The sequence below is a fragment of the Dongia sp. P2_B8 genome (genome assembly GCF_056404715.1).
Window position 1 is genome coordinate 165237 of sequence record NZ_JBFUDM010000004.1, and the last position, 19157, is coordinate 184393.

Consider the following 19157-nt stretch of genomic DNA (forward strand, 5'->3'; position numbering starts at 1 on the left):
GATCAGGCGGCCTCAGTCAGCCAGGATTGTAGACGTGCACCGCGCGCGCGGGCCACGAAGGCTTGTGCGATGCGCAGGCAATGGAAAGCAAAAGAAAGGATGGTCCACCAGGCGACGATCTCAAAGCCGGCATCAGGCGCGCCTGCGATCACGGCGGCACTCAGGATCAGCAAATTCGGGTTGCGCCGCGCCGTGATCTGGCGGAACGCGGAATCCAATGGCCGCCAGATATGCATCTCGATGCCGAACTGCCAGATGAACAGGCCTTCCTGGCCACGCCCCAGTATGTAACCGGCGATGATCACCCAGAAAGTCCAGGGGGCCACGGCTGCAGCACCGCCCAGCCCTTCATACCAAGCCCAATACCAGAAGGGTGGATGCACCAGATCGGTGCCATGATCGAAAACATTGCCCCATTTGCTGGAGGTCAAGGTAACCCGGGCCAGCTTGCCGTCGACCGTATCGAGAAAACACATCGCCCAAGCTGCCAGCAAGCCAAGTCCAAACGCACCAACCGCGAACGCCCAGGTGGCAAGGAGCACGCAGATGAAGCTGACCAACGTGACCATGTTCGGCGTGATGCCAAAGCGCGCACAGAACCGCGTCACATAAAGTGCCGGCACCGGCCAGACATGCTTTGTCACCACATCCGTGACGCCCTTATATGATTCCATATACATCCGGCGCTCGATATCAGCGGCCGGCAGCCGCCCGAGCTCGAAAAGATAGGGCGCCCCCTTGCGCCGCAACGCCTTGTTGTAATTGCTGGCAAGGCCAGCAGCGTCGACGAAGGCCAGCCCCGCCGGGACGAGGTGCGGGTCACCCGCTTCGATCGCGACTTTCAGTGCTGCCAACAAGGTTAGGTCGGCGACATGACCTGCCATCGGCTGCCCACGATCATTGGTTAGAACCTTGCCCGGCTGCTGCAGCAGGGCTGTGACCAAGCTTTCATGGAAAATGACATCGGCGCGAAAGACCAGGCCGTCCGCAACAAGTGTGCCGGCCGTTTCTGCGCGCGCCAAAGCGCGTTCCAGACGCCGGCGCGGCGTCATGCCCCAAACAATCTCGGCCGACTCGTTGACGAACGCCGGTGATGGCCTTCTATCTGATTGATTTGTCATGTGTTTTTATTAATAATCGCGACCTGCCTGGGCCTTGTTAGCCCTGATTGGGTCATGTCGTCTACCCAAATCGGCCGCGTCCCCTCCGAACTGGGCGGAATAGGCGTTAGAAGCTTGACCAAGCGAGATTATCGGCCCAGATAAGGCGCCCCTAGATCAGGCGCCGCCCTCCGGCGCCACGTGCAAGGAAATCGGCCAAGGAACTCGGCGTGACCAGCTTTACTCTGGCGCATTTCAGCGATCCGCATCTCGGTCCCCTGCCCCAGGCAGGTTGGCGGGAGTTGGCGAATAAGCGATTGTCAGGTTTTTTTTCCTGGACACGTAACCGCGTCAACATCCATAAGCCAGCCGTCCTCAAGCTGCTGGTAGAGGATCTGAAGGCACAGGCGCCGGATCACACCGCCATCACCGGCGATCTTATCAACATTTCGCTGCCGGCGGAATTTGCCGCCGCGGCCAAATGGCTGGAAACCGTGGGAACGCCGGACCGCGTGACGATCATTCCTGGCAATCACGACGCCTATGTCAACATGCCCTGGGCGCAATCCCTGGCCCTGTGGGCGCCATATATGCTCGGCGCACGGCAGGCAGATCGCAACGAAAGCCTGCCCACACATGCTGAGGACTTTCCTTTTATCCGTCGGGTCGGGCCGATCGCCTTGGTCGGCACCTCGACCGCCGTGCCCATGCCACCTTTTATCGCAGCCGGCCGTCTTGGGACGAACCAGTTGGCGCGCCTGCGCGACCAATTGCAGCGGCTTGGAAATGAAGGGCTGTTTCGTGTCGTGCTGATTCATCATCCACCTTTCGGCGGCGGTGCCTATAAGAGGAAATCGCTCCTGGATGCGCAGTCTTTCCAGGACGTATTGGCCGATGCCGGTGCCGAACTGGTGCTTCACGGACACACCCATGTCTCTGGGCTCGGCCGCATTGCCTCGCCCAGGGGGCCGATTCCTGTGATCGGCGTCCCGTCGGCATCGGCCATTGCGGACGGTCACAAGGATCCCTCCCGCTATCACCTCTATCGGATCAGCCGCGGAGCGGATTCCTGGCGCCTGGACGTCGATATCAGGGGTCTTAATGCAACCCAGGATGCTTTCGCGCAGCAAGGGAGTATGGTGCTAGAGATTCCGCTGATATCATCCGGCCCACATGCCGCCACTGGAGCGGCAGCCTGATGTTCACCCGCGCCGTTCCACTGGCTTGAGGCAAACGCCGTCTCATGACGTTTCTTCGTATTGACTATTACATCTTAAAGCGCGTGGCGCTGCCCCTGGCGGCGACGGTCGGGGTTGCCATGGCCGCCTTGCTGCTTGAGCGCCTGATTCGGCTGCTCGACCTTTTCGCCAATCGCGGCGGGCCGATAAACATCGTCCTCAAGATGCTGGCCAATCTGGTGCCGCATTATCTGGGCATCGCCGTGCCGGCGGCACTTTTCGTCGGCGTGCTCTATGCCAGCATGCGCCTTTCGTCGGACAGCGAGCTTGACGCGATGCGCGCCAGCGGCCTGTCTCTCCGGCGCCTGATGGTGCCCATCCTGGCGCTGTCCGTTGTTCTGGTCATTGCCAGCGCCTATATCATCGGCTTCCTGCAGCCCTATACCCGCTTCGGCTACCGCGCCCTAGTGCACCTCGTCGTCGAGACAGCCTGGGATTCCGCCATCGAACGCGGCGCCTTCTTCACCGGCTTCGGCGGCAAGACGATTTTGATCGGCGACATTTCCGAAGGCGGGCATCGGCTGGCGCAGATCTTCGTCAAAGAGGTCAACGAAGACGGCCAGGATGTCGTAACAACGGCCGAAACGGGGCGGCTCGATCGTGGCGGGGATTTGTCGCTCATCCTCACCCTATACAATGGCGTGCGCACCGAAGTGACGCCCGGGACCACAGAGGCAACCGCGGTTGATTTCACCGAGCTGAAACTTCCCATGGAATCCGTGACGCCAGAGCCTTTCCGTGCGCGTGGCGAACGCGAGAGTGAGCTCGATTTCATCGAGTTGCTGCGGGTCTTCTTCGATACCCCGGCGACCCTCAAAATCGAAGACATCAAGGCCGAATTAAACAGCCGCCTGGTCAGAACCATTTCGATCGTCTTCCTGCCGCTCCTTGCCATGCCGATTGGCGTCTCGTCGCGCCGGACATCGAAAGGCCTGCGCCTGCTGGTCGGCATCCTGTTCCTCGTTGCTTATTTCCAGGTTCTGCAATTCGGCCGTGATGCCGTCGGCAGCGGCATCAGTGGTCCGCTCATGGCCCTGTGGGTACCCTTCTTCGTCTTTGGCATCATCAGCATGTGGCTGTTCCATCTGGCGAACTCCCGCCCCGGCGCCGATCCGCTCGCCCATGTGTTCGAATCTCTCTCGGATGGCGTCGACTGGATCGTGCGCCAAGTGCGGCGCCTGATGCCACGGCGGTCACCCGGCGAGGCTGCGGAATGAACACTTTTGGCCGCTATGTCCTGCGCAGCTTTCTGTGGCAATTCCTGCTTTTGCTGATCGGCTTCACCGCTCTGCTGCAGCTATTCGACCTGCTCAACAACAGCACCGATATTCTTGAAGATCATGCCGGGCAGATGAGTGCCGTCGCCGAATATGCGCTGCTGCGCCTGCCGGAGATCGCCTCGTTCCTGACGCCTTTCGTCGTGCTGATGGCGGCCCTCATTACCCTGGGTCGGATGGAACGCTCCAACGAGATCCTCGCCTACAAGGCGGCCGGCGCGCCCTATTTCACCGTGCTATGGGCCTTTCTGCCAGCGGTCGGCATTGTTGCTGTCCTGCATTTCTTTCTGGCTGACCGGATCGTGCCAATTTCCATTCAGACGCTGATTGCACGCGATCTGACAGTGGAACGCACGAAAGCGAAGAACGAGGCAAAGGAAGATCCTCTGTTCGTGCAAGACGGCAATATGGTGGTCGAGGCCGGTGCCGTCGGCCAGGACGGTGCTGCACTTAGCCATCTGCGCATTTTCCAACGGGACGAAACCGGCAAGCTGGTCAGGCAAGTGTTTGCAGATGACGCGCACTATGACGCAGCCGCCGAAAAATGGCATCTGGATCACGTCTGGACGACGCTCATTCCAGCTGGCAAGGCTGCGGAAACGACCTATGTGGAAAACGCGGACTGGACGACCCAGCTGACACCTGCCGAATTCTCTGATCTGGTCGAAAGGCCGCAGGCAATGACCTTGGGCAAGATCTGGGGTTTCGTCACGTCAACCCAGGTTGGCGTGCGGCCGACCTATTTCTACGAGACCTGGCTGCAGAAGCGCATTGCCCTGCCGGTCAGTTCCATCCTCATGATCCTGCTGGCGGCACCTGTCGCGCATTCGCTGCATCGGCGCGAACGGGGACTTGCGGCGGGCATGACGATCGGTTTTGGCCTTGGCTTCCTCTATTTCCTGACCGACGGCTTGGTTTTGTCTCTCGGCGAATCCGGCGCAGTGGCGCCGTTCTTCGCAGCTTGGCTGCCGATCCTGCTATTTGCCGCCATTGGTGGCGCCTGGCTGATCAAGCAAGAAGGCTATTAGGCCATGAAGTTATGGATCGACGCCGGGCGCAGCAGCGCCGAGCGCGTCTTTGGCATGAGCCTGATCGAACGCCATTTGAAGGCCGCACGCCACCAGAAGCTGGCGCTCAGCGAGGTTATCATCGATGTCGGTGATGCTGCCGTTCCGGCCTGGGCGGAAGATGCGCGCCTCGCCTGTCCGGTCCGGGTCGAAACCGGTGCCGGCGATACTGGCGATCGACTGCGGCATGCCCTGGCCGCCGGCGAGAGTCTGCTGGTGACAGATGCTGCGAGCCTAGCCGATGCCAGGCTCTATCGTTATCTCGCCGATTGCAGCGGCAGCTATGCGGTCCGCGCCAACAAGGCGGCAATCGGGCGTGTCGAGCCAGCAGATGCGGCGCAGATCCTGTCCGCGCCGACGCTCGATGCCGCCATCGGGCATTTGCCGGAAGTTGCCCAGGATGACTTCCCGGCTTTCGTCGCCAAGCTTCGGCGCTCCCTGCCCTATTATCTTTTCTCGGTAGCCAATCCTGCGGAACGCAAGACGGTCGAGCGCTTCCTATTCTGGTCGAACTACAAAGGCTCAACCGACTTCTTCACAAAGTATGTCTATCCGCCCTTGGTCTGGGCCATGGTGCCACCCCTGGCGCGGGCGCGGGTTCATCCCAACACTGTGACTGCGATCAGCATCCTTCTCACCGTGCTGGCCGTGCCGCTTTTCGCCACGGGCCATTTCTGGTGGGGTTTCGCCTGCGCCTATGGCATGAGCGTGCTGGATTCGGTCGACGGTAAGCTCGCCCGCCTCACCTTCACCGATTCCGCCATCGGCAATGTGCTGGATCACGGCCTCGATATTGTGCATCCACCCTTCTGGTATTTCGGCTGGGCGATCGGTCTGCTGGGCGGCTGGGCGGCTACCGATTGGAGCCAGCCGCTCTGGCAGGCGGCCTGGGTGATGCTGGGACTTTATGTCCTCGACCGGCTGATCTTGGCGGTCTACCGGGCGAAATATAAGCGCGGACTTCACACCCATGCCGCCATGGACGCCCTGGTGCGTACCTTCATCTCACGCCGGAACATAAATCTTCCTTTTTTTACAATAGCTTATGCGACAGGCTTTGGCGCACAGGCGTTCTGCATCATCGTCCTGTGGCAAGCGTTGACTTGTGCCTATCATGGGCTGCGTACGGTCTGGATCCTCGCCACCGATCGCACGGTACCTGCCGGCCATCCGTAAACACGCGACCAAGCCGCGCAGGACGATCGATCGCTTGCCCTAATATATTGATCCGACTAGATTACCGGCGACCCATTCAGCACCCATCACATCAGGCAGCGAGTCGTCCGCAATGATCCGTTTCGGCTTTTGGAAAGACCGGACCCATAATCTCGACCGCATGTCGCTGGCCGATCTGGTGCGCGCGTTCGTGACATATCCGTCCGTGCACGCCTATGTCGCGCTTGCTGCCGTCAGCCTCTATCTGGTCGTGCGCTGGCATGCAGGCTGGCTGCCGCTTGTAGTCGCGTTCGGCCTATCGATCGTTGTCTACCCGCTGGTCTGGTACGTGCTCCATCGCTGGGTGCTGCACAGCCAGTTTCTCTACAAATCGCCGCTGACGGCAAAGGTGTGGAAGCGCATCCATTTCGACCATCACCAGGATCCGCATAACCTCGTGGTGCTGTTCGGCGCGCTCTACACGACCATCCCGACCATCGCCATCGTCACCATGCCGATCGGCTATGCCGTGGGTGGCCTCGCTGGTGCTGCCATGGCCTTTGCTACGGGTCTGCTGACGACCTGCTTTTATGAATTCTGCCACTGCGTGCAGCATCTCAACACCGCACCCAAGACCCGTTTCATGAAGCGCATCAAGCAGCAGCATATGTGGCATCACTTCCACAACGAGCAGGGCAATTTCGGCATCACGAATTTCCTGTGGGACCGTCTCGGCAGCACCTATTACGCCAAGGCCAGCGCCATGCCGAAGAGCCCGACCGTGTTCAACATCGGCTACACGGCCGAAATGGCCGAGCGCTATCCCTGGGTTGCTCAATTGTCGAACAACACACGGGGCGACGGCAATCCACGCCGTTTTCGCGCGAACGCGGCCGATAACGGCCCGGCCCAATAACTTCCGACATATCTCCAGTTAGAGGATAGACGACCATGGCAGCGATCGATGTCATTCCGGTCACGGACAAGGCCGGGCTGAAGGAATTTATCGCCCTGCCCAAACGGCTCTATCGCGGACATAAGGGCTACATCGCCCCCCTCGACATGGAGCGTGGCGAAGTCCTTTCGCCGAAGAAGAACCCTTACTTCACGCACGCGAAGGCGCAGCTGTTTCTGGCCAAGCGCGATGGCAAGACAATCGGCCGCGTCTCCGCGCAGATCTGCGAGCTGGAGCAGAAACTGCGTCCCGGCACCGGTCATTTCGGCTGGCTCGATGCCGAGGACGATCCGGCGATCTATCAGGCTTTGATCAAGGCTGCGGCTGACTGGCTCCGCGCGCAAGGATCAAGCCGCATGGTGGGGCCGCTGAGCTTCTCCAGCAATGAAGAAACCGGCCTGCTGGTCGACGGGTTCGACAGCCTGCCGATGTTGCTGATGCCCTACCACGCCCCCTATGCCGGGAAAAATGTAGAAGCGGCCGGCCTTGCCAAATTGAAGGACGTGGTTGCCTACGATCTCGACAGGAGCGCCTACAAGCCCGTGGGGTCGTCGCGCATGCTCGACAAGCTGCAGGCCGACGGCACCATCTGGATGCGCGGGTTGGATATGAAGAACTACACCGGCGATCTCGGCGTTATCCTCGATATCTTCAACGATGCCTGGGCGGAAAACTGGGGCATGGTGCCATTCACCGCGACGGAAATCGCCGCTGCAGCCGCCTCGATGAAGCCGCTGATCGATCCCGACCTCGTCGTCATCGCGGAAGTGAAGGGCGAGCCGGCCGGCATGCTGGTCTGCCTGCCCAACCTTATGGAAGCAATCCGCGATTTTGATGGCAGCCTGCTACCCTTCAACGTCTTGAAGCTGCTCTGGCGCCTGAAGATGAAGAAAGTGAAGACCAGTCGCATCCCTCTCATGGGCATCCGCCGCAAGCATCACGGATCTGTCTTGGGCGCCACCTTGCTGCCGCTGATGTTCGACCGCCTCAAGGATCCGTTCCTGAAGCGCGGCCTGGAGCGCGTGGAGATGTCCTGGATTCTCGAAGATAATCTGCCCATGCGCCGCGTCATCGAAGGCGTCGGCGGCAAGGTTTACAAGACCTATCGCCTGTACGAGAAATCACTGGCCTGATGACCGTTTTCAACGCCTTGATCCTGGCCGGCAATCGTCGCGAGGGCGACAGTGTCGCCAGCTTGACCGGGGTCAGTCACAAGGCCTTGGCACCGATCAATGGTGTGCCCATGTTGCTGCGGCTCTATCGCACGCTGCGTGCCTGCCCCGACGTAATGGATATCTATGTCTGCATCGACGATGGCGCGTTGCTGGACAATATCGACGAACTGGCGCGGGCACGCGATGCTGGCGAGCTTAAGATCGTGCCGCCTGCCAGCAGCCCCGCCGCCAGTCTGGGCCTGGCGCTGGAGACAGTTGGCCTCGCGCGCCCGCTGCTCACCACGACGGCAGATCATCCACTGCTCAGCGTCGAGATGATCACTCATATGATACGCGAAGCCGCAGCCGATGCCGATCTCAGTGTCGGCTTGGCGGAAGCCGAAACGGTCACCGCCGCCTACCCCGACGCCATCCGCACTTTTTACCGTTTCAAAGGGCGCCGCTTCAGCGGCTGCAATCTGTTTTTCGCCCGCGGCAGCAATGCGAAAAAGGTCGCCGCATATTGGCAACGCATGGAACGCCACCGCAAGAAACCTTGGCGTCTGGCATGGGAAATTGGCCCGACAGCTTTGCTGCGCATGGCGCTTGGCCAATTGAGCCTGGACGATGCCTTTGCCCATGTCTCGCGTCTGACGGGGGCTACCATTCGGCCCGTTCTGCTGCCGTTTGCCGAAGCGCCGATCGATGTCGACAAGCCGGCCGATTATGCGCTGGTGAGCGACATCCTGCGGAAGCGCGAAGGTACCGCCCCGGACGCCATCTGACCGTCGCTTTATGGCGTCAGACCATTTTCTCCTGCTGGCACCCGGTATTCGCCCTACCTGCCCCCTTGGCTTTCCCAGGCTTAGCGTCCTAGATTGTCGCACATAAATCTGTGAAATTGAGCTGGCTGATTCGGGAGCATGCGGACATGCAGTACACGGCGAACACCCTCGAAAACCATTGGATGCCCTTCACCTCCAACCGTGACTTCAAGGCCGAGCCACGCCTGATGGTCAAGGCGCAGGGCATGCATTACTGGAACCACAAGGGCGAGCAGCTGATCGACGCGTCGTCGGGCCTGTTCTGCTGTGCTGCCGGTCATGGTCGCACCGAGATCGTCGACGCCGTGCACGCTTCGATGAAAGAGATCGACTACACGCCGCACTTTCAGCTCGGCCACCCCTCTTCCTTCGAACTGGCCCAGAAGGTCGCAAAGATTACGCCAGGCGATCTCGACTACGTGTTCTTTTGTAATTCCGGTTCCGAGGCGGTCGAAACCGCAATCAAGATCGCCCTCGCCTATCATGTCGCCAAAGGCGAAGGCCAACGCACCCGCTTTGTGAGCCGCGAGCGGGCCTATCATGGTGTCAATATCGGTGGCGTCTCCTTGAGCGGCATGGTCCGCAACCGCGAGACCTTCGGCGCCGTCATGCCGGGTGTTGCACACCTTCGCCACACTTGGCAGCCAGAGGCCCGCTTCACCCGCGGCCAGCCGGAACAGGGCGCCGACCTCGCCAATGATCTTCAGCGGTTCATCGACCTTTACGGCCCGAAATCGATCGCTGCCTGCTTCGTCGAGCCGATCGCGGGTTCGACCGGTGTCCTTATTCCGCCAAAGGGCTATCTCGAGCGCCTGCGCGAGATTTGCGACAAGAATGGCATCCTGCTGGTGTTTGATGAAGTGATCTGCGGCTTTGGGCGCACCGGCAAAGCCTTTGCTGCGCAGAGCTTTGGCGTGATGCCCGATATCATCACCATGGCAAAGGCCCTCACCAACGGCGCATTGCCGATGGGTGCGGTGGCCGTGAGCGAGAAGATTTATCACACCGTCACCAGCTCGGCACTCGACGGCGCTGTGGAATTCTTCCACGGCTATACCTATTCCGCCCATCCGGCCGCGTGTGCCGCCGGTATTGCCGCCCTCGACATTTACGAGAAGGAAGGCTTGTTCGAGCGCGCCGCAGAAATGTCGCCCTATTTCCTCGACCGGATGTATTCGCTTCAGGGAATCAAGGCCGTGACCGACATCCGCGGCTACGGCATGCTGTGCGGGATCGACCTCGCCCCGGCGGCGCGGCCAGGCTTGCGCGGCTTCGACGCCACCAAACGACTGTTTGCCAAGGGCTTGCACATCAAATTCACCGGCGACGCTGGAATCTGTGCCCCAGCCCTGGTCGCTACAAAGTCCGATATCGACGAAATTTGGCGTATCTTCAAGGACGTGTTCAGCGAATATTGATGTCCCCGCTCACAGCCAGGTCGCACATAGCTCCATGACCAAGCCCCGCTATCTTGCGGAGAAGATGCCTGCACCCGCCCACCGTGCGGGAGAGCAGCACATCGACTATTCGGTGCCGGCCGACGACGAGGTGAAAACCACGACATGCTACATGTGCGCCTGCCGCTGTGGCATCAAGGTGCATATGAAGGATGGCAAGATCCGCTATATCGAGGGCAATCGCGATCACCCGGTGAACAAGGGCGTGCTGTGCGCCAAGGGTTCCGCCGGCATCATGACGCAATATTCCCCGGCGCGTCTGACCAAGCCGCTGAAGCGCATTGGCGAACGTGGTGCCGGCGAATTCGTCGAGATCGAATGGGAGGAAGCGCTCAGCATCGCCACCCATCGCCTGGCCAAGATCCGTGCTACCGATCCCAAGCGCCTTGCTTTCTTCACCGGTCGCGACCAGAGCCAGGCTTTGACTGGCTGGTGGGCGAAGCAGTTTGGCACGCCCAATTTTGCGGCCCATGGCGGTTTCTGCTCCGTCAACATGGCAGCAGCCGGCCTCTATTCTCTCGGCGGAGCTTTCTGGGAATTCGGCGAGCCGGATTGGGAGAACACCAAATATTTCCTGATGTTCGGTGTCGCAGAAGACCACGATAGCAATCCGATCAAGATCGGGCTGGGCCAGTTGAAGAGCCGCCCCGATGACAACCGGGCGAAGTTCGTGTCCGTCAACCCGATCCGTACCGGCTATTCCGCCATTGCCGATGAATGGCTTGGCATCAAGCCCGGCACCGACGGGCTATTCGTCCTCTCACTCATTCACGAATTGCTGCGCAACGACAAGGTCGATCTCGATTTCCTGGTGAGCTACACCAACGCGCCTTGGCTGATCGTCAATGCGCCGGACACGAAAGAACACGGGCTGGTCTATCGCAACCAGGAAGGCGATCCGCTCTGCCTCGATCGCGACAGCGGCGATTTTGTCGATGCCATGCGTGCCGGCGTGCGGCCGCATCTGATGGGCCCGGTCAATCTGCCCGACGGCCGTCCTGCCCGCACGGTGCTCGATCTCCTGGTCGACCGCTATCGCGACGCGGCTTACGCACCTGACACGGTGGCACAGCAGGTCGGCATCTCTGCTGAGACCATCAAGCGGATCGCCATTGAGCTGGCCGAGGTCGCCTTCGAACAGACGATCGAAATCAAGACACCATGGACCGATTGGGCCGGCCGCCACCATGAGAGCTTCATCGGCCGTCCGGTCTCGATGCACGCCATGCGCGGCGTCTCGGCACATTCCAATGGCTTCCAGACGTGCCGCGCCATCCATGTGCTGCAGATGCTGCTCGGCAGCGTCGATTGCCCAGGTGGCTGGCGCTACAAGCCGCCCTTCCCCCGCGTGCCTGGCTCAGGTGCTGCACCCTCGCCCATGGTGGGGCCGAACCAGCCCCTGTCCGGCATGCCGCTCGGCTTTCCCCAGGGTCCGAACGATCTGCTGGTCGATGCCCTCGGCCGCCCGCTGCGCATCGACAAGGCCTATTCCTGGGAAGCGCCGCTAGCCCTCCATGGCCTGATGCACATGGTCATCCACAATGCCTGGAAGGGTGATCCTTATACGATCGATACGCTCTTCCTCTACATGGCGAACATGGCCTGGAACTCGTCGATGAATACGGCGGGTACCATGGACATGCTGAAGGACAAGGACCCGGCGACCGGCGACTACAAGATTCCCTATGTCATCTACAGCGACGCCTATTATTCCGAGATGGTGGCGTTCGCCGATCTCATTCTGCCGGATACCACCTATCTCGAACGCTGGGACTGCATCTCGCTCCTGGACCGCCCGATCAGTCATGCGGATGCGGCAGGTGATGCCATCCGCCAACCGGTGATCAAACCGGACCGTGATGTGCGTCCGTTCCAGGACGTACTGCTCGACCTCGGCACCAGGTTGAAGCTGCCGGGCATTGCGGCAGAAGATGGCAGTGCGCTCTATCCCGGCGGTCTTCACGATTACATTTTGAAGCACGAACGCAAGCCCGGCATCGGTATGTTGAGCGGCTTCCGCGGTGTCGATGGCACTGAGATGGGGCGCGGCAAGCCCAACCCGGATCAGATTCAGCGCTACATCGCCCAGGGTTGCTTCAATGAGATGCCGATCCCCGAGAATGCGCGCTTCTATCGCTTCGGAAATCAGGATTATCTGCAATGGTCGACGGCGCGCGGCCTGATCGACAGCCCGGACCCGATGGTGCTGCAGCTCTATTGCGAGCCGATGCGCAAGTTCCAACTGGCGGCGGAAGGCTTCGGTGGCAGGCAACCACCCAATGAGTCCGATCGCGAACGTCTCAAGGCATATGCCGATCCGCTGCCAATCTGGTATCCGCCCTTTGGCGAAGCCGAGACCGCCGACGGCTTCCCACTTCATGCGCTGACGCAGCGCCCGATGCACATGTACCATTCCTGGGGCACGCACAATGCCTGGTTGCGGCAGCTACAGTCACGCAATCCTCTCTTCATCCATCATCAAACCGCTGCAGAACTCGATCTTGCTGACGGCGATTGGGTGTGGATCGAAAGCGCGCATGCCCGCGTGAAGGCCGAGGTCAAACTGATGGATGGTGTGCATCCCGGCACGGTCTGGACGTGGAATGCGATCGGCAAGCGCAAGGGCGCCTGGAACCTCACACCGCAGGCGCCCGAAGCAAAGACCGGATTCCTGCTCAACCATGTAATCAGTGAGCTGTTGCCGGCGCGAGCAGACGGCTATCGCTACACGAACTCCGATCCGGTGACTGGTCAGGCCGCCTGGTTCGATCTCAAAATCCGTCTGGTGAAATGTGCTGTTGACGAAGCACACGAGACCTCGCCGAGCTTCAGCGCGCTGCCACGGCGCGGCGAGCCTGCTTCGACGTTGCGCTATGGCGCCGGCATGGGCAAAGGGGTCAAGTCATGACCTCGCTCCCGACCGAGCCATCGACGCGGCGCCTAGGCCTCGTTATCGACCTCGATATCTGCGTCGGTTGTCACGCCTGTGCCGTCAATTGCAAAGAATGGAATGCCGGCGGCCATATGGCGCCGCTGACCGACTTCGATGCCTTTGGCGAAAAGCCGAGCGGCGTCTGGTTCAACCGCATCCACACGTTCGAGGCCGGCGAGGGTGCCGACGGCCGCACCGTGCATTTTCCAAAATCCTGCCTGCATTGCGAGACACCGGATTGCGTGACCGTCTGTCCCACCGGCGCGTCGTTCAAGCGTGCGGCGGACGGCATCGTGCTGGTCAATGAAGACATGTGCATCGGTTGCAAGCTCTGCTCCTGGGCCTGCCCTTACGGTGCGCGCGAATTCGACGAAGATGTCGGTGTCATGAAGAAATGCACCCTGTGCGTCGACCGCATCTACAACGAGACGCTCGATGAAGTTGAGCGCGTCCCGGCCTGCGTGTCGACCTGCCCCGTTGGTGCACGGCATTTCGGTGATCTTGGCGACCCGAACTCCAGCGTTTCACAACTGGTGGCCGAACGTGAAGGCTATGACCTGATGCCTGAGATGGGCTACCGCCCGACCAATAAATATCTGCCACCCCGCCCGCGCCGCAATGGCTCGACTACCGGCTGCAGTAGCAAGACTGTGCCGGCGGAACCGATGGTCGATACCGTGGCTTTGACCAACCACCCCTTTCTGCGCTGGGTCGACCGGCTGTTGACGCGCTGAGGCCGCATGTATCCAGCCTATTCCGTCATCTTCTTCACCAGTGCATCGGGTGCCGGCTATGCCCTGCTGGCCTTGATGAGCCTGCTGGGCCTCATCGGCATCTTGCCGGCGGAGCGCTGGTTTGGCCTCACCGGCTTCCTGGCGGGTCTGATCGCTGTCACCGCAGGCTTACTCTCTTCAACCTACCATCTCGGCCGCCCCGAACGAGCCTGGCGTGCCTTCTCGCAATGGCGGTCGTCCTGGCTGTCACGCGAAGGCGTGCTGGCGGTTGCAACCTTCATTCCCGCCGGGATCACCGCGCTGGGCTGGGTCATTTTTGAACAGGTCTGGTGGTTGCCCGCTCTCGTCCTTGCCGCGCTGGCGATTGCGACAACCAGTGCCACGGCGATGATCTATGCGAGCTTGAAGACTGTGCGGCGCTGGCGCAATGGTTGGACCCTGCCCGGCTATCTGACGATGGGTTTGGCAAGCGGCAGTCTTTGGCTGGCCTTGCTGTGCGCCCTGTTCCAGATCGATGCCCTGGCACTGCTATGGCTCTCACTGATCTGCATATTTGCCGCGAGCATCGTGAAGCTCGGCTATTGGCGTTTCGTCGATACCGAAACGGGCACAGCGACCGCGGGTTCGGCAACTGGTTTGGGGCGCTTCGGCAAGGTCAAGCTGTTTGCCGCCCCGCACACCGAGGAGAACTATCTCCTGAAGGAAATGGGCTTCAAGATCGCCCGCAAGCATGCGCTGAAACTGCGAAAGATGGCCATGCTGCTGGCGTTCGCGACACCTGTGCTGGCGATCATGATTGCGGCCATGGTGCCGCAGGCGACCTCATTTGTGCTGGCCATTGCTGTCGTCGCCAACGCAGTCGGCACCTTGACCGAGCGCTGGCTGTTCTTTGCCGAGGCACGGCATGTGGTGACGCTCTATTATGGCGCGGACGTCGCCTAGAGCCAAAGAAGGCCTACTTAGAGGAAGGCGCTCGGATCAGCCATGACCTGGTTGCGGCCGTTCTGCTTGGCACGGTAGAGCGCTGCGTCGGCGAGCTTCAACAGGTCCTCGCCCGGAATGACCTTGGTGGTTGCGGCGAGGCCGATCGAGACCGTGACCGTGAGGTCGCCATCGGGTGCGCCTTCAACCTTCATCGGTGTGTCAGAGACGCGCCGGCACAAGCGCTCGGCAACCTTGAGGGCGGCCTGGCCGTCGGTGTCGGGCAGCAGGCAGACAAACTCTTCGCCGCCAGTACGCGCCACCATGTCGAAATTGCGCATTGCGGCCGTGGCACGCTGCGCAAACTGCTTCAGCACCTCGTCGCCAGCAGCATGGCCGAAGCTGTCATTGACGTTCTTGAAGCGATCAAGATCGCACACAAGCACGCTCAGCGCCTTGCCGGAATCCTTCACGCGGTCCATCAGCCCATCGAGATGACGCATCGCGTAACGGCGATTGTAGAGGCCCGTCAGGCTGTCCGTCAGCGCCAATGACAGGCTACGTTCATAATTGGCGCGCAGGCGGTCCTGATAGCGGCGCCGACGCACCTGGATGCGCACGCGCGCCAGCAATTCATTGGGGTCGATCGGCTTCATCAGATAGTCGCTGGCGCCGATGTCGAGGCCCTTGATCAAGCGGGGCATGTCGAACTCTTCGACGATCAACAGAATCGGCACTTGCCGGGTTTCTTCCTGCGAGCGCAGATGCGAGCACAATCGCAGCCCGTCTTCACCACCAACCTGGATGTTGGTGATGATGAGGTCGTAGCGTTTCTGGGCGGCCAGCTCCTGGGCACGCGCCAGATTGTCCGTGACCTCGACGACGTCATCGTCTTTCGACAGCACCTGCACCACGCGCTGCGCTGCCGGCGCAAAGCCTTCTACCAAGAGCACCGAGGCGTTGCGGTCCTCGTTCTTTTCCGGCTCGTTCGTCCCAAGGAGATCAAAGGCACCTGACGTCTGCTCACGCATCCGCCATTCGTCCATGATCATCTTGAGGCGCACCAGAGACCGCACACGCGCAAAAAGTGCAAGGTCATTCACCGGCTTGGTGAGAAAGTCGTCAGCCCCGGCCTCGAGCCCACGCACACGGTCGCTGGGATCGCTGAGTGCGGTCACCATGACGACTGGCAGGAAATGCGTCTTCGGATTGGCGCGGATACGCGCGCACACTTCGAAACCATCCATTTCGGGCATCATCACGTCCAACAAGACGATGTCCGGGATCTGCTTGTCGATAAGCTCCAGCGCTTCCTTGCCGCTCGCGGCGCTCACCACCTCGAAATATTCGGCGGCGAGTTTGGCTTCGAGCAGGCGAACATTGGCTGGAATATCGTCTACGACCAGAATACGTGCCGACATTTAATCGCTTTACCTACGCTTATTGCAGGAAGCGATCGACGGTCTCCAGGAACTGGACGACAGAGATGGGCTTGGCGATATAGGCCTCGCAGCCCCCTTCACGGATCTTCTCCTCATCACCCTTCATGGCAAAGGCCGTCACGGCGATGATTGGAATGGAGCGCAGGTTATCGTCCTCTTTGATCCATTTGGTAACTTCCAGCCCGGATACCTCCGGAAGCTGAATATCCATCAGAATGAGATCGGGCTTGTGCTGGCGCGCCAGTTTAAGGGCGTCCATCCCGTCCTTGGTCTGCAGGATGTTGTAACCCTGAGCCTGAATGAGATCGTGGAAAAGCTTCATATTAAGCTCGTTATCCTCGACGATCAGAATCGTCTTGGATGATGCTTTTTTGCGTTTCTCTTCAGACGAAAGCTGGTCTGCCATAAATCCTCCCGCCGGCCCCGGAATCCGGCCTCCCCACAATCCGACTCATAGGATCGGCACGAATGTCACTCGACCCTATTCCCGCCGACTTTTCAATGCCATATTAGTAAATGTTCCACGAAAATTCCAACGCGATTCCGGTTGGTGTTAAGATTTAAGGCCACCGATTTGGAGCGTCCCGTGGCCGGCATTTGTCGCGAATGCGAAGCAATCTTTTCACAACCCCACATTCAGGGGAAGGGTAAGGCACGTGCACAGCCTATCCCCAATATGGCTGGCGAGCGCCCGCAACCGACGCCACGTTGCCCCGTTTGCCGTTCCCCGCGCCTGCTTCAACATGCTGAATTCGACAGCCTGGCCATCAGCCATGTCGACTGTGACGCCTTCTACGCCGCCGTTGAGAAACGAGACCGGCCGGAACTTAGGGATAAGCCGTTGATCATTGGTGGCGGACATCGGGGGGTCGTCTCGACCGCCTGCTATATCGCCCGCCTCTCCGGCGTTCGCTCGGCCATGCCCATGTTTACGGCCAAGAAATTATGCCCAGATGCCGTCATCCTGCCACCTGATATGGCGAAATACCGCCGTGTCGCTGAGGACATCCGCAAGTTGATGGTTGCGCTGACACCCCAGGTAGAGCCCGTTTCCATCGATGAAGCGTTCCTCGATCTCACTGGGACAACCGCACTGCACAAGATGAGCCCGGCCCAATCCTTGAATCGGCTGGCCAAGCGGATCGAGGCCGAAATCGGGGTCACCGTCTCAGTCGGCCTCAGCCATAACAAGTTCCTGGCCAAGCTCGCCTCCGACCTCGACAAGCCGCGCGGCTTTTCGATCATCGGCAAGGCTGAAACGGAGATTTTTCTTGCCGAAAAATCGGTTGGGCTGATCTGGGGGGTCGGCAAGGTGATGCGTGAGCAGTTGGCCAAGGACGGTATCCTGACCATGGGACAGGTCCAGCAGATGCCCCTGGACGGCATGATGCGCCGCTACGGTAATATGGGATCCCATATCTGGCACCTCGCCCGCGGCCTCGACGACCGGCGCGTCGAGCCTGACGGCGAGGCCAAGAGCATCTCTGCCGAGACGACTTTCGACATCGATATCGCCGACCCGGAGACCCTGGCCAGCGAGTTGTGGCCGCTGTGTGAGAAGGTCGCGTTTCGCCTGAAGGCAGCCAGCCTCGCCGGCCATGTCGTCCATATCAAGCTGAAGACCGCGGGCTTCCGCCTGGTGACACGCCAAGTGAGGCTGCCAGCCCCCACGCAGCTTGCCGAGACGCTCTACCGCTCTGGCCTCGGGTTGCTGCAGAAGGAAGCGACCGGCGACTGGTACCGCCTGATCGGCATCGGCGTTGATTCATTGCATGACGCAAAGGACGCTGATCCCATCGATCTTGCTGATCCTGATTCAGACCGTCGGCGTCGCGTCGAGGCCGCCATGGATTCCGTCCGCGCCAAATTGGGCAAGGATGCGATCGTCAAAGGCCGCAGCCTGAAGACCTTGAAATAGGCTTCAGCAGCCTTCCGGCTTCAAGGGTGTCAATTCATCCATGATGGCCCGGACTTTGAGGTCACCCAAGGCAAAGGTCAGGCTGCCGACGACGCCATTGCTGTAGAGCCGCATGCTTTGCTCGGTATCAGGTACACCTTCCGGCGATCCGCTCATGTAGAAGGCCAATGCCGCCGGAAATGACCGCACGCCCTTGAGATCCGAAAAAGTCTTGGCCGAAGATGCCTCGCTGGGCGGCGTCCAATCAAGTGAACCAGGGGCCAGCGCTGTACCGACTTCAATCGCGTCATTGCCAACCGACCCGTCGAACAGATTGGCGAGGACATAGCTTTCCCCCGCCGCATCGCCCTTGATCAGGGCCAGAGTGTGCTGCACCGGGAACATAGTATGTGCCGGTAGCTTGAATTCAGCCTGTTGCGGCAGGTCAGAGGTGACGTCGGCCGGGCCGTCCGGACTGTCCCGGCGAACCTCGCCACGGCGGCGCGAGGTCTCCTCGCTGTCTGACAATTCGCGGGTGAAATAGCGGTAGCGCTTGCCGTCCTTGGATTCCCAGCTGACCTGGCTCCAGCCCAGACGGTGAATTTCGCCATCCTCTCCAGCCAAAGCCAGCTCAGCCTTCAAATCCATGGCCCAGCCGTCGCAGACATCCTTGATTTCGAAGGTCATCAGGCCGTTGCCGCCGGTCAGCGACCCACTATTGCCCAGGGCCAGGGTATAGACCACGCGGTGGGGCAGAAGGTCGGCCTGGACAGGGGCGGCAAATACCGCGGAAACCGCCAGAAAAAGGGCAATACCGGCAATGGAGCGGCAAATCGACAAAAGCATCGTCCTTTCTTGTCGTTCACGGGGCAGATGCGGCCGTTCCCAGCAAGTATGGCATGCAGCCACTTTGCATGATAGACGGCACCAATCGCGAATATCGATCCTGTGGGCCGCCCGACCATCCGGCGCGACCGACCGGGATTTTTGACCTTAGGGGAACC

General features: G+C 60.4%; 16 protein-coding genes. 12 read left to right on the forward strand and 4 right to left on the reverse strand.

What is annotated here, in order from left to right:
- Nucleotides 1–2: 2 nt before the first annotated feature.
- Complete coding sequence (locus tag AC1DWZ_RS14570; RefSeq protein WP_477169638.1) at nucleotides 3–1052, reverse strand: CDP-alcohol phosphatidyltransferase family protein; 1050 nt, start codon at nucleotides 1050–1052, stop codon at nucleotides 3–5.
- A 278-nt stretch (nucleotides 1053–1330) separates the two neighbouring features.
- Between AC1DWZ_RS14570 and AC1DWZ_RS14575 the strand changes: the two genes are divergently transcribed.
- The 11 genes from AC1DWZ_RS14575 (at nucleotide 1331) to AC1DWZ_RS14625 (ending at nucleotide 14835) form a co-directional block, all read left to right on the forward strand.
- A complete protein-coding gene (locus AC1DWZ_RS14575) occupies nucleotides 1331–2299 on the forward strand; it encodes a metallophosphoesterase family protein (protein WP_477169639.1) in 969 nt (322 codons plus the stop codon).
- A 44-nt stretch (nucleotides 2300–2343) separates the two neighbouring features.
- Nucleotides 2344–3555: an LPS export ABC transporter permease LptF gene (gene lptF, locus AC1DWZ_RS14580; RefSeq protein WP_477169640.1), complete on the forward strand. Its 1212-nt coding sequence runs from the start codon at nucleotides 2344–2346 to the stop codon at nucleotides 3553–3555.
- Complete coding sequence (gene lptG / locus AC1DWZ_RS14585; RefSeq protein WP_477169641.1) at nucleotides 3552–4643, forward strand: LPS export ABC transporter permease LptG; 1092 nt, start codon at nucleotides 3552–3554, stop codon at nucleotides 4641–4643. Before lptF ends, lptG begins: the two co-directional genes overlap by 4 nt.
- A gap of 3 nt (nucleotides 4644–4646) precedes the next feature.
- Entirely contained in the window at nucleotides 4647–5858 is a 1212-nt protein-coding gene (locus AC1DWZ_RS14590; protein WP_477169642.1) for a CDP-alcohol phosphatidyltransferase family protein, read from the forward strand.
- Between the two features lie 112 nt (nucleotides 5859–5970).
- Nucleotides 5971–6753, forward strand: coding sequence for a sterol desaturase family protein (locus AC1DWZ_RS14595; protein ID WP_477169643.1), 783 nt, complete (start codon nucleotides 5971–5973; stop codon nucleotides 6751–6753).
- Between the two features lie 35 nt (nucleotides 6754–6788).
- Entirely contained in the window at nucleotides 6789–7925 is a 1137-nt protein-coding gene (locus AC1DWZ_RS14600) for a dATP pyrophosphohydrolase (RefSeq protein WP_477169644.1), read from the forward strand.
- A complete protein-coding gene (locus AC1DWZ_RS14605) occupies nucleotides 7925–8731 on the forward strand; it encodes a nucleotidyltransferase family protein (RefSeq protein WP_477169645.1) in 807 nt (268 codons plus the stop codon). The genes AC1DWZ_RS14600 and AC1DWZ_RS14605 overlap by 1 nt, the downstream gene beginning before the upstream one ends.
- 146 nt (nucleotides 8732–8877) lie before the next feature.
- Nucleotides 8878–10188 carry an omega-aminotransferase AptA gene (gene aptA, locus AC1DWZ_RS14610; protein WP_477169646.1) on the forward strand — a complete coding sequence of 437 codons (1311 nt, stop codon included), beginning with the start codon at nucleotides 8878–8880 and terminating at the stop codon, nucleotides 10186–10188.
- 34 nt (nucleotides 10189–10222) lie between these two features.
- The gene (locus AC1DWZ_RS14615; RefSeq protein ID WP_477169647.1) at nucleotides 10223–13135 is read left to right on the forward strand and encodes a molybdopterin oxidoreductase family protein; all 2913 of its coding nucleotides are present in this window, start codon (nucleotides 10223–10225) and stop codon (nucleotides 13133–13135) included.
- Nucleotides 13132–13893 carry a 4Fe-4S dicluster domain-containing protein gene (locus tag AC1DWZ_RS14620; protein WP_477169648.1) on the forward strand — a complete coding sequence of 254 codons (762 nt, stop codon included), beginning with the start codon at nucleotides 13132–13134 and terminating at the stop codon, nucleotides 13891–13893. The genes AC1DWZ_RS14615 and AC1DWZ_RS14620 overlap by 4 nt, the downstream gene beginning before the upstream one ends.
- Before the next feature lie 6 nt (nucleotides 13894–13899).
- Nucleotides 13900–14835: a dimethyl sulfoxide reductase anchor subunit family protein gene (locus tag AC1DWZ_RS14625; RefSeq protein WP_477169649.1), complete on the forward strand. Its 936-nt coding sequence runs from the start codon at nucleotides 13900–13902 to the stop codon at nucleotides 14833–14835.
- A 17-nt stretch (nucleotides 14836–14852) separates the two neighbouring features.
- Here AC1DWZ_RS14625 and AC1DWZ_RS14630 read toward each other — a convergent pair whose 3' ends face one another.
- Together AC1DWZ_RS14630 and AC1DWZ_RS14635 are read right to left on the reverse strand one after the other, a co-directional pair.
- Entirely contained in the window at nucleotides 14853–16235 is a 1383-nt protein-coding gene (locus tag AC1DWZ_RS14630) for a PleD family two-component system response regulator (protein WP_477169650.1), read from the reverse strand.
- A gap of 19 nt (nucleotides 16236–16254) precedes the next feature.
- Nucleotides 16255–16662 carry a response regulator gene (locus tag AC1DWZ_RS14635; RefSeq protein ID WP_477169651.1) on the reverse strand — a complete coding sequence of 136 codons (408 nt, stop codon included), beginning with the start codon at nucleotides 16660–16662 and terminating at the stop codon, nucleotides 16255–16257.
- Nucleotides 16663–16932: 270 nt separating this feature from the next.
- Between AC1DWZ_RS14635 and AC1DWZ_RS14640 the strand changes: the two genes are divergently transcribed.
- Nucleotides 16933–18174: a DNA polymerase IV gene (locus tag AC1DWZ_RS14640; protein WP_477169652.1), complete on the forward strand. Its 1242-nt coding sequence runs from the start codon at nucleotides 16933–16935 to the stop codon at nucleotides 18172–18174.
- Nucleotides 18175–18177: 3 nt separating this feature from the next.
- Here AC1DWZ_RS14640 and AC1DWZ_RS14645 read toward each other — a convergent pair whose 3' ends face one another.
- Complete coding sequence (locus AC1DWZ_RS14645; RefSeq protein WP_477169653.1) at nucleotides 18178–18999, reverse strand: EipB family protein; 822 nt, start codon at nucleotides 18997–18999, stop codon at nucleotides 18178–18180.
- Nucleotides 19000–19157 lie beyond the last annotated feature (158 nt).